The sequence below is a fragment of the Sphingobium limneticum genome (assembly GCF_008710155.1).
Classification (GTDB): Bacteria; Pseudomonadota; Alphaproteobacteria; order Sphingomonadales; family Sphingomonadaceae; genus Sphingobium; species Sphingobium limneticum.
The window spans coordinates 221,237-239,744 of the sequence record NZ_VYPZ01000001.1 but is presented as its reverse complement, the minus strand read 5'-3'; the positions used below and the strand labels follow the sequence as shown (position 1 = coordinate 239,744).

Sequence of the window (18,508 nt, the reverse complement as noted above, 5' to 3'; positions counted from 1 at the left end):
TGTCTCCTTGAATATCAGTTGCGATAGCGCGACAGCGCAAGGTCGGCCGTCTCGATCGCCGGCGCGCGCCCGCTCATGATGTCGGCGATGACATGGCCCGACCCGCAGGCCATGGTCCAGCCCAGCGTGCCATGGCCGGTATTGAGGAACAGATTGTCGATCTTCGTCGCGCCGACCACCGGGGTGGAATCCGGCGTCATCGGCCGCAGCCCGCTCCAGAATGTCGCACGGCTGAGGTCGCCCGCACCGGGGAAGAGCGTGCCGACACTATGGTCCAGCGTATCGCGCCGCGCCTGCGGCAGGTCGTTGGTATAGCCCGACAATTCGGCCATGCCGCCGACCCGGATGCGATCGCCCAGCCGGGTGATCGCCACCTTGTAGCTTTCATCGAGCAGGGTCGACACCGGCGCACCTTGCTCCTGCACGATCGGCACGGTGATCGAATAGCCCTTCACCGGATAGACCGGCAGGCGCAGGCCGAGCGGCGCCACGACCAGCGGCGAATAGCTGCCCATCGCGACCAGATAGGCATCGCCTTTCACCGGCCCTTCCGCCGTGTCGACATGGGCGATGCGGCCACCCTCCGTCGCGAGGCCGCGAATGGTGCGGCCCATCAGGAATTGCACGCCGCGCGCCTTCGCCATCTCCGCCAGCGCGTTGGTGAATTTGAAACAGTCGCCCGTCTCATCATTGGGCAGGCGCAGGCCGCCCAAGATCGACGCTTCGCTGGCGGCCAGCCCCGGTTCGGCGGCCAGGCATCCGGCGCGATCCAGCACTTCGAAGGGCACATTGTCGGCGCGCAGCACCTCGATATCCTTGGCGATGCCGTCCATCTGCTTCTGCTCACGGAACAGCTGCAACGTCCCCTGGCTGCGCTCGTCATAGCTTATGCCGGTTTGCGCCCGCAGCGCGATCAGCCGGTCGCGGCTATGTTCGGCCAGCCGCACCATCCGCCCCTTGTTGATGCGATAGTCGGTCGCGTTGCAATTGCCCAGCATCGCCACCAGCCAGCGCAGCATCGCCATGTCGACCTTGGGGCGCAGGATCAGCGGCGCATGCTGCATGAACAGCCAGCGCAGCGCCTTGGCGGGAATGCCCGGCGCGGCCCAGGGGGAGGCATAGCCCGGCGAAATCTCACCGGCATTGGCGAAGCTGGTTTCCTGCGCCACGCCGGTCTGGCGATCGACTACGACCACCTCATGCCCGGCCTCGGCCAGATACCATGCCGACGTGACGCCGATCACGCCGCCACCCAATATGACGATCTTCATGGCTCGATGCTCTCCAGAATCGCGGGCAGATAGGTCCGGTCGTAACGGCTGCCGAGGCGGGTCAATATTTCATAGCTGATCGTGCCGGCCTGCGCGGCGACATCGTCGATCCTCTGGTGCGGGCCGAGCAATTCGACCGGCGCGCCGGGATAGAGCAGGTCGGCGGGCAGGTCCGTGACATCGAGCGCCATGCTATCCATCGACACCCGGCCGATGACGGGGACGCGGAGGCCGCCGATATAAGCGCTCCCGCGCCCGCTGACATGGCGTGGCCAGCCATCGGCATAGCCGACCGAAATGGTGGCAACCTGCGTCGGTCGATCGCAATGATGGGTCAGGCCATAGCCCACGCCCGCGCCGGCCGGCACCTGCCGCAACTGCATGATATAAGCGTCGAGCGCGACCACGGCCGCCATCGGATTGGGCGGCCCATGCGGCGCGCCGCCATAAAGCGCGATGCCGGCGCGCACGATGTCGCCATGCCGTACGTCGGGCGCCATCGCCCCGCCCGAATTGTCGATGGAACGCGGCACGCTGGGAAATTGCACCGCAATCTGGTCGAACAGCGCACGCTGGTCGGCATTGACCGGGCTGGACGGCTCATCCGCACAGGCGAGGTGAGTCATTACCAGTTGGACATCAATCCCGTCCAGCCGCTCGGGCTGTGCTCGCAGGATAGCCAGTTCCTCGGGCGTCAGGCCGAGACGCGACATGCCGCTATCCACCTGCACCACGCCCGGCAGCGTGCCGCCCGACGCGCGTGCCGTGGCGGCCCATGCGTCCAGCTGCACCAGCGCGTTGAGCACCGGCACCGCGCCGATCGCGGCACATTCCGCCTCGGCACCGGGGCGTAAGCCATTCAGGATATAGAGGGTGGCGTCGGCCGGCAAATGGGGTTTGAGCGCCTTCGCCTCCCCCAGATGGGCGACGAAGAAATGACGGCACCCTGCGTCCAGCAACGCGTGCGACACAGGCACCGCGCCAAGGCCATAGGCGTCCGCCTTGACCACGCCCGCCACCGCAGCCGGCGCGACCTGCGCCGCGATCGTCCGGTAATTGGCCACCAGCGCGCTCAGGTCGATGCGCAGGCTGCCCGCAGTCCCATAATCCATCGCCATCCCCTTCCGATACCGGTCAAGCTATCCGACGTTTCTTCGAATAGGCATGCAAAATGCACGCAATTTTTCGAATAATATCCCATATTCGACCGATCGTTCGAAAGGATTCGTACAAATGGCCAGTGCACTGGACAATGCCGATCGGGCGATTCTGCGCCTGCTGAAACTCAATGCGCGCCGCTCCAACGCGGATATCGCGGCGGAAGTGGGCTTGTCCCCCTCCGCCTGCCATCGTCGCATTCGTCAGCTGGAAACGGAAGGCTATATTCGCGGCTATACGCTCATCACCGGCGGGCGGGACGAAGGCGCGATCGTCAATGTGCTGGTGCAGGTGACGCTGGACCGCCAGACCGAGGATTATCTGTCCCGCTTCGAACATGCCGTACGACAATGTCCGGAGGTGCGGGAATGTTTCCTGATGACCGGATCGGTCGATTACTGGCTGCGGGTGGAGGTGGACAGCGTGGACGCCTATGAACGCATCCATGGCGAGATATTGTCGCGCCTGCCCGGCGTGACCCGGATCAACAGCAACATCGCGATGCGCGATGGCCTGCGCCCCCGGCGCGGCAAGGGGTGAGGCGGGAGCCGTAAAGCCCCCGCCCGCGATATCATTTTACCTGAAAGCCGGACCAGAAACTGTCGGCCTGATCGATCCAGATGGTGTTGAAGCCGGTCGCGATCGCCGATCCTTCGATCGACGGGATGATCGCGGCTTCCCCGCCCAACTCCACAGCTTCCTCGACCCGGCCGATGAAACGGCTGCCGATATAGCTTTCATGGACGAAGCGGTCGCCGACGTTGAGCCGCCCGGACGCTGCCAGATGCGCCAGACGGGCGGACGTACCGGTACCGCACGGGCTGCGGTCGATCGCCTTGTCGCCGTAGAAGACGGCGTTGCGGCCATCGGCCCCGTCCCCTCTTGGCTTGTCTGCCCACAGGATATGGCTGACCCCGCGGATGGTCGGGTCGAGCGGATGGACCGGCTCATATTTCTCGCGGATCGCCGAACGGATGCGACCGCTGAGTTCAATCAGGCGCGCCGCGCCCATATCGTCCAGACCGGTATAAGCGCCCTGCGGTTCGATGATCGCATAATAATTGCCGCCATAGGACACATCGACGCTCAGTGGGCCGATGCCCTCCACATCGACGTCGATCCCCCTGGCCGCGACATAGGCGGGGACATTGGTGATGCGCACGGCGGTCACCTTCTGCCCCTCCGTTTCATAGGCGATGTCGATCACGCCCGCCGGCACTTCGACCTTCAGCCGTCCCGGTGTCGTCGGCACGATCAGACCATGTTCCAGGCCAAAGGTGATGATGCCGATCGTCCCATGGCCGCACATCGGCAAGCAACCGCTGGTTTCGATGAACAAAATGCCGATGTCGGCATCCGGCAGGGTCGGCGGATAGAGGAAGCCGCCCGACATCATGTCATGCCCGCGCGGCTCGAAGCACAGGCCGGTGCGGATCCAGTCGAAGCGGTTCAGGAAATCCTGCCGCCGTTCCGACATGGAGGCGCCGCGCAGCAGCGGCGCCCCGCCCGCGACGAGGCGGACGGGGTTTCCGGCCGTATGGCCATCGATGCAGAAGAAAGTGTGACGCATCGCCGCTCCCTATCAGGCCGCAGCGGCGACCGACAGGTCCGGACGGGTCGCGGCGGCCTTTTCGACCATCGCGATCACTTCGGCGCGGCGTTCGCCCTGCAACACATAGCGCGGCGGCAGCACGCGCTCCGACCCGCGGCCCATCACTTCTTCGGCCAGCTTGATCGACTGGACCAGGTCATGTTCGGCATCCAGGTGCAGCAGCGGCATGAACCAGCGATAGATTTCCATCGCCTTGCCATGGTCGCCCCGTTCGAAGGCGCGGACCAGTTCCACCGATTCCTTGGGGAAGGCGTTGGTCAGGCCCGACACCCAGCCCTGCGCGCCCAGATACAGGCCCTCCAGCGCAACGTCGTCCAGACCGGCGAACAGCGTGTAGCGATCGCCGAACGCGTTGCGGAAGTCGGTGAAGCGACGGGTATCGGGCGCCGATTCCTTGACCGCGACGATATTCTCGACGTCGATCAGGGCGGTCAGAACCTCCTGGTCGATGACGGTGCGGTAGGCCGGCGGGTTGTTGTAAAGCATGATCGGCAGGCCGGTCTGGTCGGCAACGCCCTTGAAATGATTGACCAGTTCATGTGCCTTGGGAACATAGACCATCGGGGGCAGCAGCATCAGACCGTCGGCACCAGCCTTTTCGGCGGCCTGCGCGTAGCGGACGGCGCGGCGGGTGTCGAACTCCGACACGCCCGTGATGACCGGCACGCGACCGTCCACGACTTCGACGATCGCGGACAGAACGCTGACCTTCTCATCATAGTCCAGCGAATTGTTTTCGCCCACAGTCCCCAACGCAATCACGCCGGTGACGCCGTCCTTGACCAGATCGTCGACGACGCGCTGCGTGTCGGCGAGGTCGATCGACAGATCTTCACGCAGCTGCGTGGTGACCGCCGGAAACACGCCCTTCCAACCAATTGCCATAATGTTCTTCCTGCCTTTTTTGCTGGTATAAATATCGTATACGATATTAAATTAGAGGCTGCAATGGCTTTTTTGCAGTGCGGCAATCAATTGTTACCGCTCTCATCGGGCACCGGATCGTCCACGTCGCCGGCGAAGGGCATGAGGTGATCGATCACGCAGATCGGGCCGGATATGGCACTGGGCAGGATGACGGCACGCACCTTGTCGCCCTCGCAATAACCCGCACCGGTCGTTTCCACGACGGCCGTGGCAAAGGGTGTCAGGCCGGAACAATCGCCGCCCTTGAAGACAGCGATATAGGATTGCCGGCGGTCCGGTTGTCCCCGGAAATAGAGTCGCCGATCATCGCGCACCACGGGCGCCGCCACCCGGCTTTGCAGGACGCAGCGCCGCTCCGGTGCCTTCGCCCCCAACGGCGTATGGAGCAGGATCGCACCTGCCGCCGCCCACAATCCATAGCCTTTCGCCACGATCACCTCCTTCCCATCGAACGAAAAGGGGCTGCGACATCGCTGCTGCAGCCCCCTCCCCTATGCTTTTGCGTCGATCGGTTTCACGATCAGAAGCGGAAGCGCACGCTGCCCTGCACCGTCCGCGCCATGGTGCGGACGCCCAGCGGCAGCAGGTTCTGCTTGCCGAAATAACGATAGGGATCGTTGCCGGTCAGGTTGGTGCCTTCGATCGACAGCGTCATGAACTTGACGGGCGTATAGTTGACCGCCGCGTCCAGACGATGGGTCGCGCCATTATACCAGCTATAGGCGGGATTGTCGGTCCACACGAACAGGCGGTAGGGCGACCGATAGTTGAAGGCGACGCGCGTGCTGAACTTGGGCGTGTCGTAATAGAGCGCGGCGTTGGCGGTCCATTTCGACGTGTCAACCGAATCGAACGCACCCGGGAAATCCTCAGGATAAGGATATTCGACACGCGCCTGGAGAACGCGGGTCACGTTCAGGCTGGCGCCGAAATTCTTCCATACGCCCGGCAGGAAGTCGAAGAAGCTCTGGACCTGTGCTTCCACGCCGTAAAATTCGCCGTCGCCCGCATTGCGCAGCTGCGCCACCGAACCGCTGCGGCCGGGCAGACCATATTCCGCCAGATCGCCGACGATCTCGTTGCTATAATAGGTCCAGTTGCTCGCCTTCTTATAATAGCCCGCGACCGATGCCGAGCCGGCACGACCGAAATAATGTTCCAGGCTGGCATCGACCGACCATTCGCGCTGCGCCTTCAGATCCGGGTTGCCGGCGTCGACGCGCGGGCTGGCCGCATTGGGATCGACGAAGAAGAAGGGCCGCAGGTCATAGAAGCTGGGGCGCGAGACGTTGGTGGTGTAGGACAGGCGCAACTGCGTCTTGGGATCGAAATGCAGCGTCGCGGTGACGCTGGGCAGATAATCCATGAAATTGCCGCGGCCCGAACTTTCCTCGATGATCAGCGGAGAGCTCTGTGCCGCCGGCCCGATCCGATATTGGAAGCTTGTCGAGCTGCCCCAGGTGTTGACCGCACGCAGGCCGACCACGCCGTCGATGGGGAAGCCGACGTCGAAGCCATAGTTGAGCTGGGCATAGGCCGCGAAGGTGTTTTCCTTCGACGTGAACGTCTGCCCCTGATCGCTGGGCGGCAGTTCGCTGGAGAAGCGGACCGCATTGCCCGGATCGGTCGCCTGAATATAGGCGCGCACCGCGTCGATGCTGTCGAGCAGCGCCTTGCCGGGAATGCGATACCATTGCGGCGATCCCGCCAGATCCGGCCCGATCAGCGATACCTGATCGCCACCGGGGAAGCTGGTCAGCGGCGCATCCCTGCCATTCACGCGGGGGAAACCGTCACGATAGCCATAGTAGCGATCCACATCACGCCGGTTATAGCGAATACCGGTCTGGAGCGAACGCAGCAGGCTCTTGTCGCTCAGTTCCAGCGTCAGGTCCAGCTGACTGGCGATTTCCTTGTTCTTGGAAACGCCAGCATTATCCTGGAAGCGGTTGACGCCATATTGGCTGGGGTCGGTCATGTCGCCGCCATTGAAGGTGATCGACGGGATCGGCTTGGAATAATTGTTCGACACGAAATCGATCGTGGCCGACTGGAGATTATAAGGCCGCAGGATCTGCTGCACATAATAATAGCTGTCCTTCGACCAGCTATATTGCGTGCTGAAATGCAGGAGCGCGCGGTCGGTCGGGCGCCAGTTGGTTTCGAAATTGGTGGTGTAGAGGTCGCGCTTCAGCGTGTTGTAGGTGCCTTCGATATAGGCCGGCACACCGTTCGGATTGGAGATGGTCAGCTTCTTGATCGTCTGCCCATCGGGCATCAGCTCGATACCGCTGAACTGGGTGCCGAACTCACGATTGAGCGTCCACATCTTGTCGATCGAGCGGCGCTCCTTCGATCCGATATAGCTGCCTTCCAGGATGAATTCGAGCGCGTCGGACGGCTTCCACTGGAACACGCCGCTCAGCGACGGGCGCGTCACATAGCCGCTTTCCGTGCCATATTGGGTACGGTAGGGAATGACGGCGTTACGATACTGGGCCGGCAGATTGTTCAGCGGGCTGTTCGCGTCGCCTTCGCAGCAGACGGTGTCCGGCGACTCGCTCTCGACGTAATTTTCCTGATAATAGGTCTTGGTCCAGCTGCCGTTGAGCAGAAAGCCCATTTCGCCCATGCCGGTTTCGAACCGGTCGCCCAGCAGCAAGCTGGCATAGGGACTGACCTTCTCGGCAAATTCGTCATAGGCGCCGCGCAGGCTGCCCGCGACCGTCAGACCCTTTTTCAGGTCCAGCGGGCGGCGCAGTTCGACGTTCACCGTGCCCGCGATGCCACCTTCGACCTGATCGGCAGTGCGGGTCTTGTATACGTCGACAGACTTCAGCAGTTCGGCCGGAATATCCGCCAGGCTGATCGACCGGTCGGTGCCCAGATTGACGTTATTGCCGTTGACGGTGGTCTGCACCTGGCTGAGGCCGCGGATGGTGACGTTCTGCCCCTGACCGCGTTCGCGATTGATCTGAACGCCGGTCACGCGCGAAAGCGCTTCGGGAACGTTATTGTCCGGCAATTTACCGGCGTCTTCGGCGACGATGGAATCGACGATCTGCTTGCTGTTCTTCTTCTTGGTGGCGGCCGCCTCCACACTGCCCCGCACGCCGGTGACGATGATGTCCGACTTGGCGGCTGCCGCTTCGTCCGGGGATTGCGGCGCGACTTGCGCCATGGCCGCGACCGATAGCGACGCGAAAGTCAATGCGGACAAAGCCGCCGACATGTTGAGAACCGTACGCGACTTCATCCACTTTCCCCTTATTCCCCGGCGGACTGCCTGACTTTATATCGTATACCAACTACATTATTTTGTCGGAGTCAAGCGCATTGCAACTTTTCGGCAACAAAGCTGGAAAGGCCGCAAAAAGGGCAATCAAGTCATTGAAATAAAAGAAAAGGGCGCGGATCGCCCGCGCCCCTTCATTCTGTACAACTGTCCAACTCGCTGTCGCGTCAGCCGCAACCCGGCGCCGGTTTCGCTGCCCGATCGCGCACGACCGGCCGCGCGGCCTTGGGTGCCAATACCTCCCATTCCTGCACGGCGAGGCCCGCATGGCCCTTGTCGTCGCCGGAGGCATTCAGCACCGCGCGTAGGCAACGGGTGCGAACCGGTGGAAAGCGGACGGCCTGAAACCCGCCTGGTTGCGTGCCATAGGTGCCGGCACCGGGCACCGGCTTCCATCCCTGATGCCAATATTCCAGATGCCAGGCCGCCGGCGGCGCGACGCCGACGCCCGATCCGGCCGGCTGGTCGTTCCAGAACCAGAGGCGCGATCCGTCGATCGTCACATCCTTGTCCCAGCGATATTCGATCCACTGGGTCGCAGGATTGTTCGGCGACCAACTGCCCCACAGGTCGGGCGGCAACGGCGCGGCCTTGGTGACGCCGTCGTTCAGCGCCTTGATCCAATATTGCACCGGCAGCGGTTCGTTGGAGGCCGTGGCGGACGCCGCCCGTGCGATATTGCGGGTCGGCGGCAAAGGCGGCTGGGGTCGCCGTGTCGGCACCACCGTCCTGATGCGCGCCGGCGTCACGCTATCGTCCCATTCCATCTTGTCGATCGCGACGCTGCGGCGGAAATGGCCGCCATCCTTCGCGTCGGCGGTGTGATAGACCAGATACCATTGCCCTTTAAACTCCACCGCGCCCGGATGGGACGTGGTGGAGGACACCGGCTTCAGCGCCACGCCGCGATAGGTCCACGGCCCCATGGGCGCAGTCGCGGTCCCATAGGCGATGCAGGCATGATAGACGGCCGGGGTACAGTCCGATGTCGGCCCCGCCTTGTTTCCCGCATAGAGCATGTAATAAACGCCCTTGCGCTTCATGATCCAGGGCGCCTCGAAAAAGCCGGTCAGCCCCTCGATCGCTTGGCCCCCGCCTTTCAGCGTCACCATGTCGCGTTCCAGCTCGATGCCGCGCAACTGGCCGAACGTGCCCCAATAGAGATACACCCGCCCGTCATCGTCGATCAGCACGGTGGGATCGATATTCTGGATATCCTTGGCGACCGGCACATGTTGCGACAGGATCGGCCCCGACGGATGGGCATCGCGCCACGGCCCGGTCGGGCTATCCGCCACCGCCACGCCGATGGCGAAGCGATCCTTGGCATCGCTATTCTTTTCCAGCACCGGGGCGTAGAAATAATAGCGCTTGTCCGGCCCCTGGATGATCTGCCCGGCATAGGCGCGGGCTTCCTCCGCCCAGGCGAAGACGTTTTCCGGCCGGATGATGTCGGGATAATGGGTCCATTTGCCCGATTTCGGATCGTTCGTCTTCAGCAGTTGCCATTGCCCCATGACGAAGTCGTTGACGTCCGGCGCCGCCTGATCCCGGCCCGCGACGATCCACAGCGCCCCGTCCGCCACGAAGGGCGCCGGGTCGGCCGAATAATAATCGCCATCGGCCAATATGGGATTGCCCGGCACGCTGATCTGACGCGCTTCCTGCGCACCAGCCGGTGTGACGGCCATGACCAGCGCGATGCCGGCAAACAGCTTATTCTTCATCGGGATAGGGCCCCTTGCCGCCATCGGCGATCAACTGATCGACACGCTGGTCGATGACCGGCAGCGGCACCGCGCCCAGCGCCAACACCGCATCATGGAAGGCGCGGATATTGAACTTCGCGCCCAATGCCTTCTCGGCCTTCCTGCGCGCATCGACGAATGCCAGCTCGCCCATATAATAGGACAATGCCTGTCCCGGCCAGGCGATGTAGCGGTCCACCTCCGTCTCGATCTCATGCTCAGACAGCGCGGTATTGTCGTGCAGATAGTCCTGCGCCTGTTTGCGGGTCCAGCCCATCGCATGGATGCCGGTATCCACCACCAGCCGCGACGCGCGCCATGCCTGATAGCTCAGCATGCCGAAGCGATCATAGGGCGTTTCATACATGCCCATATCCTCGCCCAGCGCCTCGCAATAGAGCGCCCAGCCCTCGCCATAGGCGGACAGATAGGTGTCGCGGCGGAAGGCGGGCAGCGCCTTATTCTCCGCCGCCAGCGGCATCTGCATCGCATGGCCCGGTGCGCTTTCATGCAGGGTCAGCGCGACCTGCGAGTAGAAGGGGCGCGATGGCAGGTCATAGGTGTTGACCAGATAGATGCCCGGCCCGCCGCGCCCGCCGGTGTAGAAGGGCGCGATATCGTCCGGCACCGGCTTGATCGCGAAACGCATGCGCGGCATGCGGCCGAAATATTGCGATGCCTTGCCGTCGAACGTCTTGGCGATCCACGCCGCGCGGTTGAGCAATTTTTGCGGCGTCTTGGCATAGAATTGCGGATCGGTGCGCAGGAAGGTCAGGAAGGCGGGCAGGTCGCCCTTGAAGTCGACCTGCCGCATGACCTCGCCCATCTGGCCCCGGATGCGCGTCATTTCATTGAGGCCGATCTGGTGAATCTGCGCCGGACTTTTGTCGAGGGTCACGAATTCGCGGATCTTGGACTGATAATAGGCCTTGCCGTCGGGCAGTGTATAGGCCGCCAGATCCTTGCGCGCGCCGGGAATATAGTCCTGCCGCAGGAAGGTCAGCAACGTCTGATGCGCCGGCACGGCGGCCTGCGTAATCGCCGCCTGCGCTTCGGCCTTCAACTTGGCCTGCACATCGGCGGGGATGGTCGCGGGCAATGTCTTGAATGGCGCGTAGAAGGGATTCTCCTCCACGCTCTTCGCCTTGGCAACCTGCTCGACGCCGATATCGCGCCCTTGCAGCGTGATCTGCGCCGGGGTGAAGCCACGCTTCAGGCCGGCCCGCATATTCGCGATCTGCTGGTCATAATAGCGCGGAATGTCGCGCAGCATCGCGATATAGCGCCTTGCGCCCGCCTCGTCGCGCAACGGTTCCCGTGCCCATCCGGCCAGATCGCCCCAGAAGCTGGTGTCGGCGTTCAACGGCTTCTCATAGTCGCGATAACGTTGCTCGGCGAGCATCGCGTCGATCTGCCCCTTATAGACCGCGAAGTTGATCCGTTGCTCAGGGGTCAGCTGATCGACCTTGATCGCCGCCAGCTGCTTTTCGACCTGCTCCCAACGTGCCAGCCGGGCGGCCTGCGCCTTGGGGCCGACGTCGGGCAGGGCCAGCGCCTGATCCTTGGGACCATCCTCGCTGGGACCGGACTGTTTCTGGCGCCAGTCATATTCGGCCGTATAGATCGCCTCGAACGCCTGATCGGCGGACTGGGCGCCTGCTTGTGCCTGCGCCATGGGCGTCGCCAGGCTGATGAACGCCGCGCCTGCGAGCAACCAGGTCCGGCCGCCAAAGATCGTCACGCCATTTCCCCTTCCAGCAATGCCAATATATCTTGGTGGAGTTGCGCCGGGATGCGCACGCCGTCCGCATCCGATTTCGCCCGCGCGACATAGCGCCGCGATCCGGGCAGACGCGCGCCCTGCCCGGTGATCGCACCGAACATCTCTTCGGCCCGGCCCAGATGATCCTCGACGCTGGCGCCCAGGAAGCCGGCCGGATCGATCGCGATCACCAGTTCGCCGCCGATCGGCGATCCCATACGGCCCTCATCAGCCGCCATCGACTCCGCGCTGGTCATGTCGCCGATCAGCGGCCCGGCGATCAGTTCGACCATCGCCGCCAGCGCAGACCCCTTATGCCCGCCGAACGTCCGCATCGCGCCGTCGAGCACTGCCTTGGGATCGATCGAGGGATGCCCCTCGGCATCATAGCCCCATTCGGGCGGGATGGTCTTGCCCGCGCGACGATGCAGTTCGATCTCGCCCCGCGCCACCGCGCTGGTGGCGAAGTCGAACACGAAGGGATGCCCGCCCGGCCGCGGCCAGCCGAACGCGATCGGGTTGGTGCCGAACACCGGCTTGGTTCCGCCTTCCGGCGCGACCCACGAATGGCTGGGCGTGAAGGCCAGACCCACCAGCCCCGCATCGGTCAGCGCTTCGACCTCCGGCCAGAGCGCAGCGAAATGCACGACATTATTGAGCGCCAAGGCGGCAATGCCGAACTTGCGCGCCTTCTCGATCAGCAATGGCAGGCCGCGCTCGAACGGCAATTGGGCAAAACCACCCTTGCCATCGACGCGGACCAGCGCGGCGGCCGGCTCGCTCACCACCGGCACGGCATCGGGCACGACCACGCCCCGCTCGATCGAATTGGCCGCGACCAGCAAGCGGTACAGGCCATGCGAGGCGCAACCGTCCCGCTCGCCCGCCACCATCGTCCGGGCGACGGCCGCCGCATGATCGGGTGCGAGGCCACGGCTCTCCAGCACCGTGCGGGCCAGCGCATCAGCCTCCGCAAGGGTCATCGCCACCATGCCACTCATGCAGCCGTCGCCGGCTTGGCGGTGAACAGGCGCACGCCGAACACCGGCCCGGCCGAGCTGCGGTCATGCGGAACGAAGCGGACCTTCACGCTGGTCTTGCCCTTGGTCAGCGCCTCGGGGATCGGATAATCGACGTCCAGGAACTTGCCCGGCTTGTCATTGTCCAGGCTCTGGGTCGCCAGCTTCACATTGTCGACCATGATGTCGAAGCTGCGCTTGCGTTCGCCACCCCAATAGGTCGCCTGCAACAGCAGCGGGCCGGGCTTCACCTTCATGTTGAATTCGAAATAGCCGCCCGATCGCGCATCGCGCCCGTTGCGTCCGCGATAGGAGGCGGGATAGCTCAATTCCGACGTCAGCGCATGATCGCGCTCTGGCTGCATTTCGCCCAGATGCATGATGTCGATCGACCGGGCGGCCAGATCCTTCTGCCGCGCCTGTTCGGCCAGGAAAGCCGCCTCTTCGGTCTTCCACGCGCTTTCGGAGAAGCGCTTGAAATAGACCGCGCTGCGCCGTTCATACTGGCTGTAGAAAGGCACGAAGGCCAGGTTCGCCGGGCGGATGATATTCTGCGTGCGATAGCGCGGACGATCCGAGACGATCGGTGCGAACGCCGCCAGCGGATCTTCGCCGACCATAGCCGGTTCCACGCCGGTCCAGTCCATTTCCGACGGGCCAAGGTCGGCCGCCATCACCATCGGCCCGCGCACCACCGCCACGACGTCTGGCGCGCCCGGCGCGGATTCCAGCCGCAGGTCCAGCGGCAGGCTCAATGCCACCACATCGCCCTTCTTCCAGCGACGCGTGACGACCGCATAGCCATTGGCTGGCGTCACCGACACCGGCGCGCCATTGACGCTCAGCCCGAAACGGCCATTGGCCCAGCCAGGAATGCGCAGGGCGAGAGAAAACGCCCCCTGCTTCACCGCGTCGATCGTCAGCTTGATATCCGGCTTGAACGGATATTCGGTATCCAGCGTCAGGCCCACGCCCTTCGCCTTCCACTGCGCTTCGGACGGGATATAGAGATTGACGAACAGCGTGTCGTCACCCTCCCAATAGATGGAATCGCCATGTTTCGCATGGCTTTCCATGCCGGACCCGACGCAGCACCAGAAGGCGTCCTCATCGGGCTGCGAATAGCCGCGCGGCGCGCCGCTCATCATCGGCGTCATATAGGTGAAGCCGGCATTGGCCGGATTCTGCGCGGACATCACATGGTTGAGGTGCGCGCGCTCATAATAGTCGAACAGAGCGCCATCCGGTTGCCAGCCGTACAGATGCCGTGTCAGCTTCAGCATATTATAGCTGTTGCAATGTTCGCAGGTGGACTCGGTCAGGTGCAGCGCGACCGTATCGGGTTCAAAGAAATATTCGCGATCGGCATTGCCGCCGATGACATAGCTATGATGCTGCGTCACCCGGTCGAAGAAGAAGCGCGCGGCCCGGCCCGGATCGTCCTTGCCGGTCAGTTCGTGGATGCGCGCGAGGCCGATCAGCTTGGGCACCTGCGTATTGGCGTGGAAGTTGGACAGCTTGTCCTCCTGCGCCACCAGCGGATCCAGAACCCTTTTGTCATAGATACGCTCCGCCACCGCCAGCCAGCGTGCATCGCCGGTTCGGGCATAAAGCTCGGCATAGCTGTCGTTGAGCCCGCCATATTCGCAGCCCAGCAATTCCTGCATCTGCGCATCGTTGAGCGCCGCGAACACCGTCTCGAAATAGCCGGCCAGGCCTGTCACGACCGTCAGCGCCTTCGCATTGCCCCAGGCGCCATGGACGTCGAGCAGGCCGGCAAAATATTTGTGCACGGTATAGAGCGGCGACCAGCTGCCATTGAGGTCGAAGCCGCCAGACTTGATCTGACCCTTCATCACTTCGGGGAAAATCTGCTCGCCATCGACGATCTGGCCGTCCTTGGTCTTGCGACCCAGCGCGCCGATATAGCCGTCCTTGCGTTGCGCCTGACACAATGCGAGCTCATCGACGATATAGTCGGCGCGGCGGCGACATTCGGCATTGCCCGTCTGCTGCCAGCCCAGCACCAGCGCGGTGATATAATGGCCCAGCGTATGGCCGGCGATGGTGTCGGATTCCCAGCCGCCATAGATCGGCGCCTTGGGCTCCAGCCCCGCATATTTGCGGAAATTATGCAGGAAACGGTCGGGGCTGAGCGAGAGGAGATAAGCGATGTTCACTTCCACCGCGGTCGCATAGTCGGACGGGCGCAGCCGCACATCCGTCAGCGGCAGCGGCTTGGCCCGCAACGGAATACGGGGCGCGATCGCGGCCAGCCCCTTGAACGGGACGGCGCAGACGGCAAGGGCAGCGACCCCTGCCAGCCACTCGCGACGATTGGCTTTCATTGCAAAACACTCCTACCGAATATCGTATACTATACGATAGAGCGAAGGGTCATGCTGTCAATCCCTATTGTCCGACTTGTTCGGTCATGCCTTAGCGTCGCAACGCGACGTGCATGTCCGCCAAGGCCAGTTCGATCAGAGTGCGCATGGCCTTTTGGGCCTGGCGCGGATTCTGCGCGGCGATTTCTTTGTAGAGCGCGCGATGTTCCGGCATGGGATCGCGCGGCGCCTCCTGCACCCGTTGCTTGGTCGCCGTGGTCCAGGCGATAGCCGACATGATCGAACTGGACAGGGAGAAGAGCAGCTCGTTCTGCGCCGCCTCCATCAGCAATCCGTGGAAGCGCTGATCGGCTGCCCGCCCCTTCTCGGTCGCCAGCGTATAACGCTCCATCGCGTCGAGCGCATTGGCCATGTCGATCAATTGACCATCGCTGCGCCGGTTCGCCGCCATCTCCGCCGCTTGCGGCTCCACCATCATGCGCAGTTCGAACAAATCGCGCAGAAATTGCTCGCTTGGCTCCGACTGGATCTGCCAGGCAAGGACATCGGGGTCCAGCATGCTCCATTGGCGTCGCTCGTTGACTTTCGTGCCCGCCTTGGGCCGGCTGCTGACCAGCCCCTTGGCGGTCAATATACGGAACGCCTCTCGTAGTACTGATCGGGATATGCCCAAATTTTCGGCATGATCCACTTCGGCCGCAAAGACATGGCCGACCGGCAGCGCGCCGCTCACGATCTGCGTCGCCAGCCGGTGCGCCACCATATGGTGCAGCCGACCGGTAACGATCGACGTGACGGGCGGCACAGGGATCGCGCCGTCCTGAACATACCGCCCGTCATTCATGCCGATCATCCAATCCTATCGCTATCTTCCCACGCTACACGGATAAGGTTGTGGGGAAAAGACCGATCTTATATCGTATAATCTTATTGACGCCATGCTTCGTTACGGTCATGACTGCGGCCTCTTTCCTGAAATGATAGGCAGCGCGCAGTCGTGGGCATGGTCCGTTTCCCTGTATCGAAAAGCATCAGCCTGCTGGCTCTCTCCAGCGCCATGGGGGTCTGCGCCATCGGCGTCGGCCTGCCCGCCATGGCGCGTCCTGTCACGGCGGCGGCGGCCTTGCCCGACATCGCGGCGCGCTACGCTCTGTCGGACAAGTTCAACGGCCAGAGCCTAGGCGACCTGATCGACAATGCCGATGCCGCCCCGCACTTCGTCGATGGGCCGAAGGGTCTGCTCTACCGCACCGGCAACCGGCTGGCGCAAAGCTATATCTATGTCGACCTCGCCACCTTGGCCAAGACGCAGGTGGCGACGACCGCAACGCTGCTTACTTCGCTGAACGCCGCGACGGGCAAGCCGGTCGATATCGACGCCGCCAAAATCGCCGAAGTCGATTACGACCCGGCGACCAAAACCCTGCGCTTTGCCGCACTGGACGGGCGATGGACGTTGGACGCCGCCGGCAAGGCGGAGCGGATCATGGAGGAGAAGACCCAGGACCTTTCCCTCCCCTCCCCCGATGGGCGCTTCCGCATCGTTGCGCGCAATTTCAACCTGATCGCGATCGACATCAAGAGCGGCAAGGAAGTCGCCCTCACCACCGACGGTACGCGCGAGCAGCCCTATGGCCGCTCCATCCCGCAATTGGCCGATATCTTGCGCGCCGGCACCGAAGAACCCGACATGCCCGTGTCCGGCGCATGGTCGCCCGACGGCCGTTACTTGCTGAGCTGGCGGCTCGACACGCGCGACGTAAAGAAGCTGTCCATCACCCAGCAAAACCCGCCGGGCGAATTTTATCCGCGCAGCTTTTCTTATGTCTATCCGCTCGCCGGCGCGGAGAAACTGCCGCAGGCGACCCGCTTCGTCATCGACATCGAACAGGCGATGAAGGCGGGCAAGGCGAAGATCGTGCCGCTGGCGATCCCGTCCGAATCCATCCTCTATCCCTCGCCGCCCGACATGGGCTGGATCAAGGGCAAGCCGCGCATCCTGTGGACCGAACGCGGCTATAAGCAGCAGGCCGTCTATCAGGCCGATCCGGATACCGGCGCCGCGCGCATCGTCGCGCATGAGGCGGTCAAGCCGCTCGTCACCGTCACATCCAGCATGATCATGCCCGCGCCGGACTTGGGCGGAGAACTCTCCATCTCCGAACGGTCCGGCTGGGCGCAGCTCTATCTCGTCACCCCCGACGCGCCCGATGGTGGAAAATCGCTGACGCGGGGCGAATGGGAAGTCCTGTCGGTCGATCATGTCGCCGGGGACAAATCCTCGTTGATCGTCACCGGCGTGGGCCGCGAGAAGACGCGCAATCCCTATTGGCGCGCCCTCTATCGCGTGTCGATGAGCGGCGGCGATCCGACCGAACTGACGCCCGAACCGCTCGATCATGACGCGACCCTGTCCGACGACGGCCAATGGATCGTCGATCAGATGTCCAGCCCGACCAGCCCTACCCGCGCCGTGCTGCGCGACGGGCAGACCGGCAAGATCGTCATGGACCTCGCCACCGCCGATGACAGGCGCCTGCGCGCAGCGGGCTACATATCGCCCGAGCCGTTTCAGGGCCTCGCAGCGGACGGTAAAACGCCCATCTATGGCATGATCTTCCGCCCGGCGAACTTCGATACGAAGCGCAGCTACCCCATCATCGACAATGTCTATACCGGCCCGACCACGACCGACGTCCCGGCCACCTGGAACGACGCCCATCGCGTGTCCGGCAATGCCGTGGCGCAGATCGGCGCGATCGTGGTGATGATCGACGGCACCGGCACGTCGCGCCGCGGGCAGGCCTTCCGCCTGCCAGCCTATCAGAATCTGGGCGAAGTCGGCTTGGACGATCATATCGCCCTCATTCGACAGATGGCTGCCAAATATCCCTATATGGATGCCACCCGCGTCGGCGTGTTCGGCGGATCGGCCGGCGGATACGACACCGCCCGCTTCGTTCTGCGCCGCCCGACTTTCTTCACGGTCGGCGTCTCCTCCTCGGGCAATCACGACCTGCGGCTCGACAAGACATGGTGGCCCGAAGTGTCGATGGGCAATCCGGACGAAGCCACATGGGAACGCAACAGCAATATGTCCGTCGCGGGCAATTTGATGGGCAAGCTGCTGCTGATCCATGGCGACATCGACGACAATGTGCCGGTGACGGAAAGCTTCCGCCTCGCCAAAGCCTTGATGGACGCCGGGCGCGACGTCGACCTTGTCGTGCTGCCCAATACCACCCATCGCGTCTACCAGCCCTTCTTCTGGAAGAAGCTGCGCGACTATTTCACGCTCAACCTGCTGGGCGAAACGCCCCCGGCATTGACGGCGCCACAGGCCGCCCGAACCGCCACCGCGAAATGAC

General features: G+C 63.3%; 13 protein-coding genes. 2 read left to right on the top strand and 11 right to left on the bottom strand.

The annotated features are described in order from the left end of the window. Positions 1-14: 14 nt before the first annotated feature. Together F4U94_RS00945 and alr are read right to left on the bottom strand one after the other, a co-directional pair. Positions 15-1,271, bottom strand: a complete 1,257-nt coding sequence (locus F4U94_RS00945) for a D-amino acid dehydrogenase (RefSeq protein WP_120253166.1) — start codon at positions 1,269-1,271, stop codon at positions 15-17. Next, positions 1,268-2,389, bottom strand: a complete 1,122-nt coding sequence (alr, locus tag F4U94_RS00940) for an alanine racemase (RefSeq protein ID WP_120253167.1) — start codon at positions 2,387-2,389, stop codon at positions 1,268-1,270. Before alr ends, F4U94_RS00945 begins: the two co-directional genes overlap by 4 nt. A 115-nt stretch (positions 2,390-2,504) precedes the next feature. Between alr and F4U94_RS00935 the strand changes: the two genes are divergently transcribed. Next, positions 2,505-2,969, top strand: a complete 465-nt coding sequence (locus F4U94_RS00935; protein ID WP_120253585.1) for an Lrp/AsnC family transcriptional regulator — start codon at positions 2,505-2,507, stop codon at positions 2,967-2,969. A gap of 31 nt (positions 2,970-3,000) precedes the next feature. On the opposite strand, the gene F4U94_RS00930 is transcribed toward F4U94_RS00935, so the two are convergent. From F4U94_RS00930 to F4U94_RS00890, 9 genes are all read right to left on the bottom strand, one after another. Further along, positions 3,001-3,999 carry a 4-hydroxyproline epimerase gene (locus F4U94_RS00930; protein WP_120253168.1) on the bottom strand — a complete coding sequence of 333 codons (999 nt, stop codon included), beginning with the start codon at positions 3,997-3,999 and terminating at the stop codon, positions 3,001-3,003. A 12-nt stretch (positions 4,000-4,011) separates the two neighbouring features. Next, positions 4,012-4,926, bottom strand: a complete 915-nt coding sequence (locus tag F4U94_RS00925; RefSeq protein WP_120253169.1) for a dihydrodipicolinate synthase family protein — start codon at positions 4,924-4,926, stop codon at positions 4,012-4,014. Between the two features lie 86 nt (positions 4,927-5,012). Continuing rightward, on the bottom strand, positions 5,013-5,399 hold the full coding sequence (locus F4U94_RS00920; protein WP_145986305.1) for a hypothetical protein: 387 nt from the start codon (positions 5,397-5,399) through the stop codon (positions 5,013-5,015). Between the two features lie 89 nt (positions 5,400-5,488). Next, positions 5,489-8,224 (bottom strand): TonB-dependent receptor, encoded by a 2,736-nt coding sequence (locus tag F4U94_RS00915; protein ID WP_120253171.1) that lies wholly within the window; start codon positions 8,222-8,224, stop codon positions 5,489-5,491. A gap of 206 nt (positions 8,225-8,430) precedes the next feature. Next, positions 8,431-9,990 carry a family 43 glycosylhydrolase gene (locus F4U94_RS00910; protein WP_120253172.1) on the bottom strand — a complete coding sequence of 520 codons (1,560 nt, stop codon included), beginning with the start codon at positions 9,988-9,990 and terminating at the stop codon, positions 8,431-8,433. Continuing rightward, positions 9,980-11,686, bottom strand: coding sequence for a DUF885 domain-containing protein (locus tag F4U94_RS00905; protein ID WP_120253586.1), 1,707 nt, complete (start codon positions 11,684-11,686; stop codon positions 9,980-9,982). The genes F4U94_RS00910 and F4U94_RS00905 overlap by 11 nt, the downstream gene beginning before the upstream one ends. A gap of 62 nt (positions 11,687-11,748) precedes the next feature. Beyond that, a complete protein-coding gene (locus tag F4U94_RS00900) occupies positions 11,749-12,774 on the bottom strand; it encodes an Ldh family oxidoreductase (protein WP_120253173.1) in 1,026 nt (341 codons plus the stop codon). After that, positions 12,771-15,140, bottom strand: coding sequence for a glycoside hydrolase family 127 protein (locus F4U94_RS00895; RefSeq protein ID WP_120253174.1), 2,370 nt, complete (start codon positions 15,138-15,140; stop codon positions 12,771-12,773). Before F4U94_RS00895 ends, F4U94_RS00900 begins: the two co-directional genes overlap by 4 nt. A 91-nt stretch (positions 15,141-15,231) precedes the next feature. Continuing rightward, positions 15,232-15,984, bottom strand: a complete 753-nt coding sequence (locus tag F4U94_RS00890) for a FadR/GntR family transcriptional regulator (protein ID WP_120253587.1) — start codon at positions 15,982-15,984, stop codon at positions 15,232-15,234. A 159-nt stretch (positions 15,985-16,143) separates the two neighbouring features. Between F4U94_RS00890 and F4U94_RS00885 the strand changes: the two genes are divergently transcribed. After that, a complete protein-coding gene (locus tag F4U94_RS00885) occupies positions 16,144-18,507 on the top strand; it encodes a S9 family peptidase (RefSeq protein WP_120253175.1) in 2,364 nt (787 codons plus the stop codon). The last annotated feature ends 1 nt before the right edge of the window (position 18,508 follow it).

Excerpts from the sequence above, each read along its gene's own strand:
- F4U94_RS00945 (WP_120253166.1), bottom strand. The coding sequence starts at position 1,271 with ATGAAGATCGTCATATTGGGTGGCGGCGTGATCGGCGTCACGTCGGCA.
- alr (WP_120253167.1), bottom strand. The coding sequence starts at position 2,389 with ATGGCGATGGATTATGGGACTGCGGGCAGCCTGCGCATCGACCTGAGC.
- F4U94_RS00935 (WP_120253585.1), top strand. The coding sequence starts at position 2,505 with ATGGCCAGTGCACTGGACAATGCCGATCGGGCGATTCTGCGCCTGCTG.
- F4U94_RS00930 (WP_120253168.1), bottom strand. The coding sequence starts at position 3,999 with ATGCGTCACACTTTCTTCTGCATCGATGGCCATACGGCCGGAAACCCC.
- F4U94_RS00925 (WP_120253169.1), bottom strand. The coding sequence starts at position 4,926 with ATGGCAATTGGTTGGAAGGGCGTGTTTCCGGCGGTCACCACGCAGCTG.
- F4U94_RS00915 (WP_120253171.1), bottom strand. The coding sequence starts at position 8,224 with ATGAAGTCGCGTACGGTTCTCAACATGTCGGCGGCTTTGTCCGCATTG.
- F4U94_RS00910 (WP_120253172.1), bottom strand. The coding sequence starts at position 9,990 with ATGAAGAATAAGCTGTTTGCCGGCATCGCGCTGGTCATGGCCGTCACA.
- F4U94_RS00905 (WP_120253586.1), bottom strand. The coding sequence starts at position 11,686 with ATGGCGCAGGCACAAGCAGGCGCCCAGTCCGCCGATCAGGCGTTCGAG.
- F4U94_RS00900 (WP_120253173.1), bottom strand. The coding sequence starts at position 12,774 with ATGAGTGGCATGGTGGCGATGACCCTTGCGGAGGCTGATGCGCTGGCC.
- F4U94_RS00895 (WP_120253174.1), bottom strand. The coding sequence starts at position 15,140 with ATGAAAGCCAATCGTCGCGAGTGGCTGGCAGGGGTCGCTGCCCTTGCC.
- F4U94_RS00890 (WP_120253587.1), bottom strand. The coding sequence starts at position 15,984 with ATGAATGACGGGCGGTATGTTCAGGACGGCGCGATCCCTGTGCCGCCC.
- F4U94_RS00885 (WP_120253175.1), top strand. The coding sequence starts at position 16,144 with ATGGTCCGTTTCCCTGTATCGAAAAGCATCAGCCTGCTGGCTCTCTCC.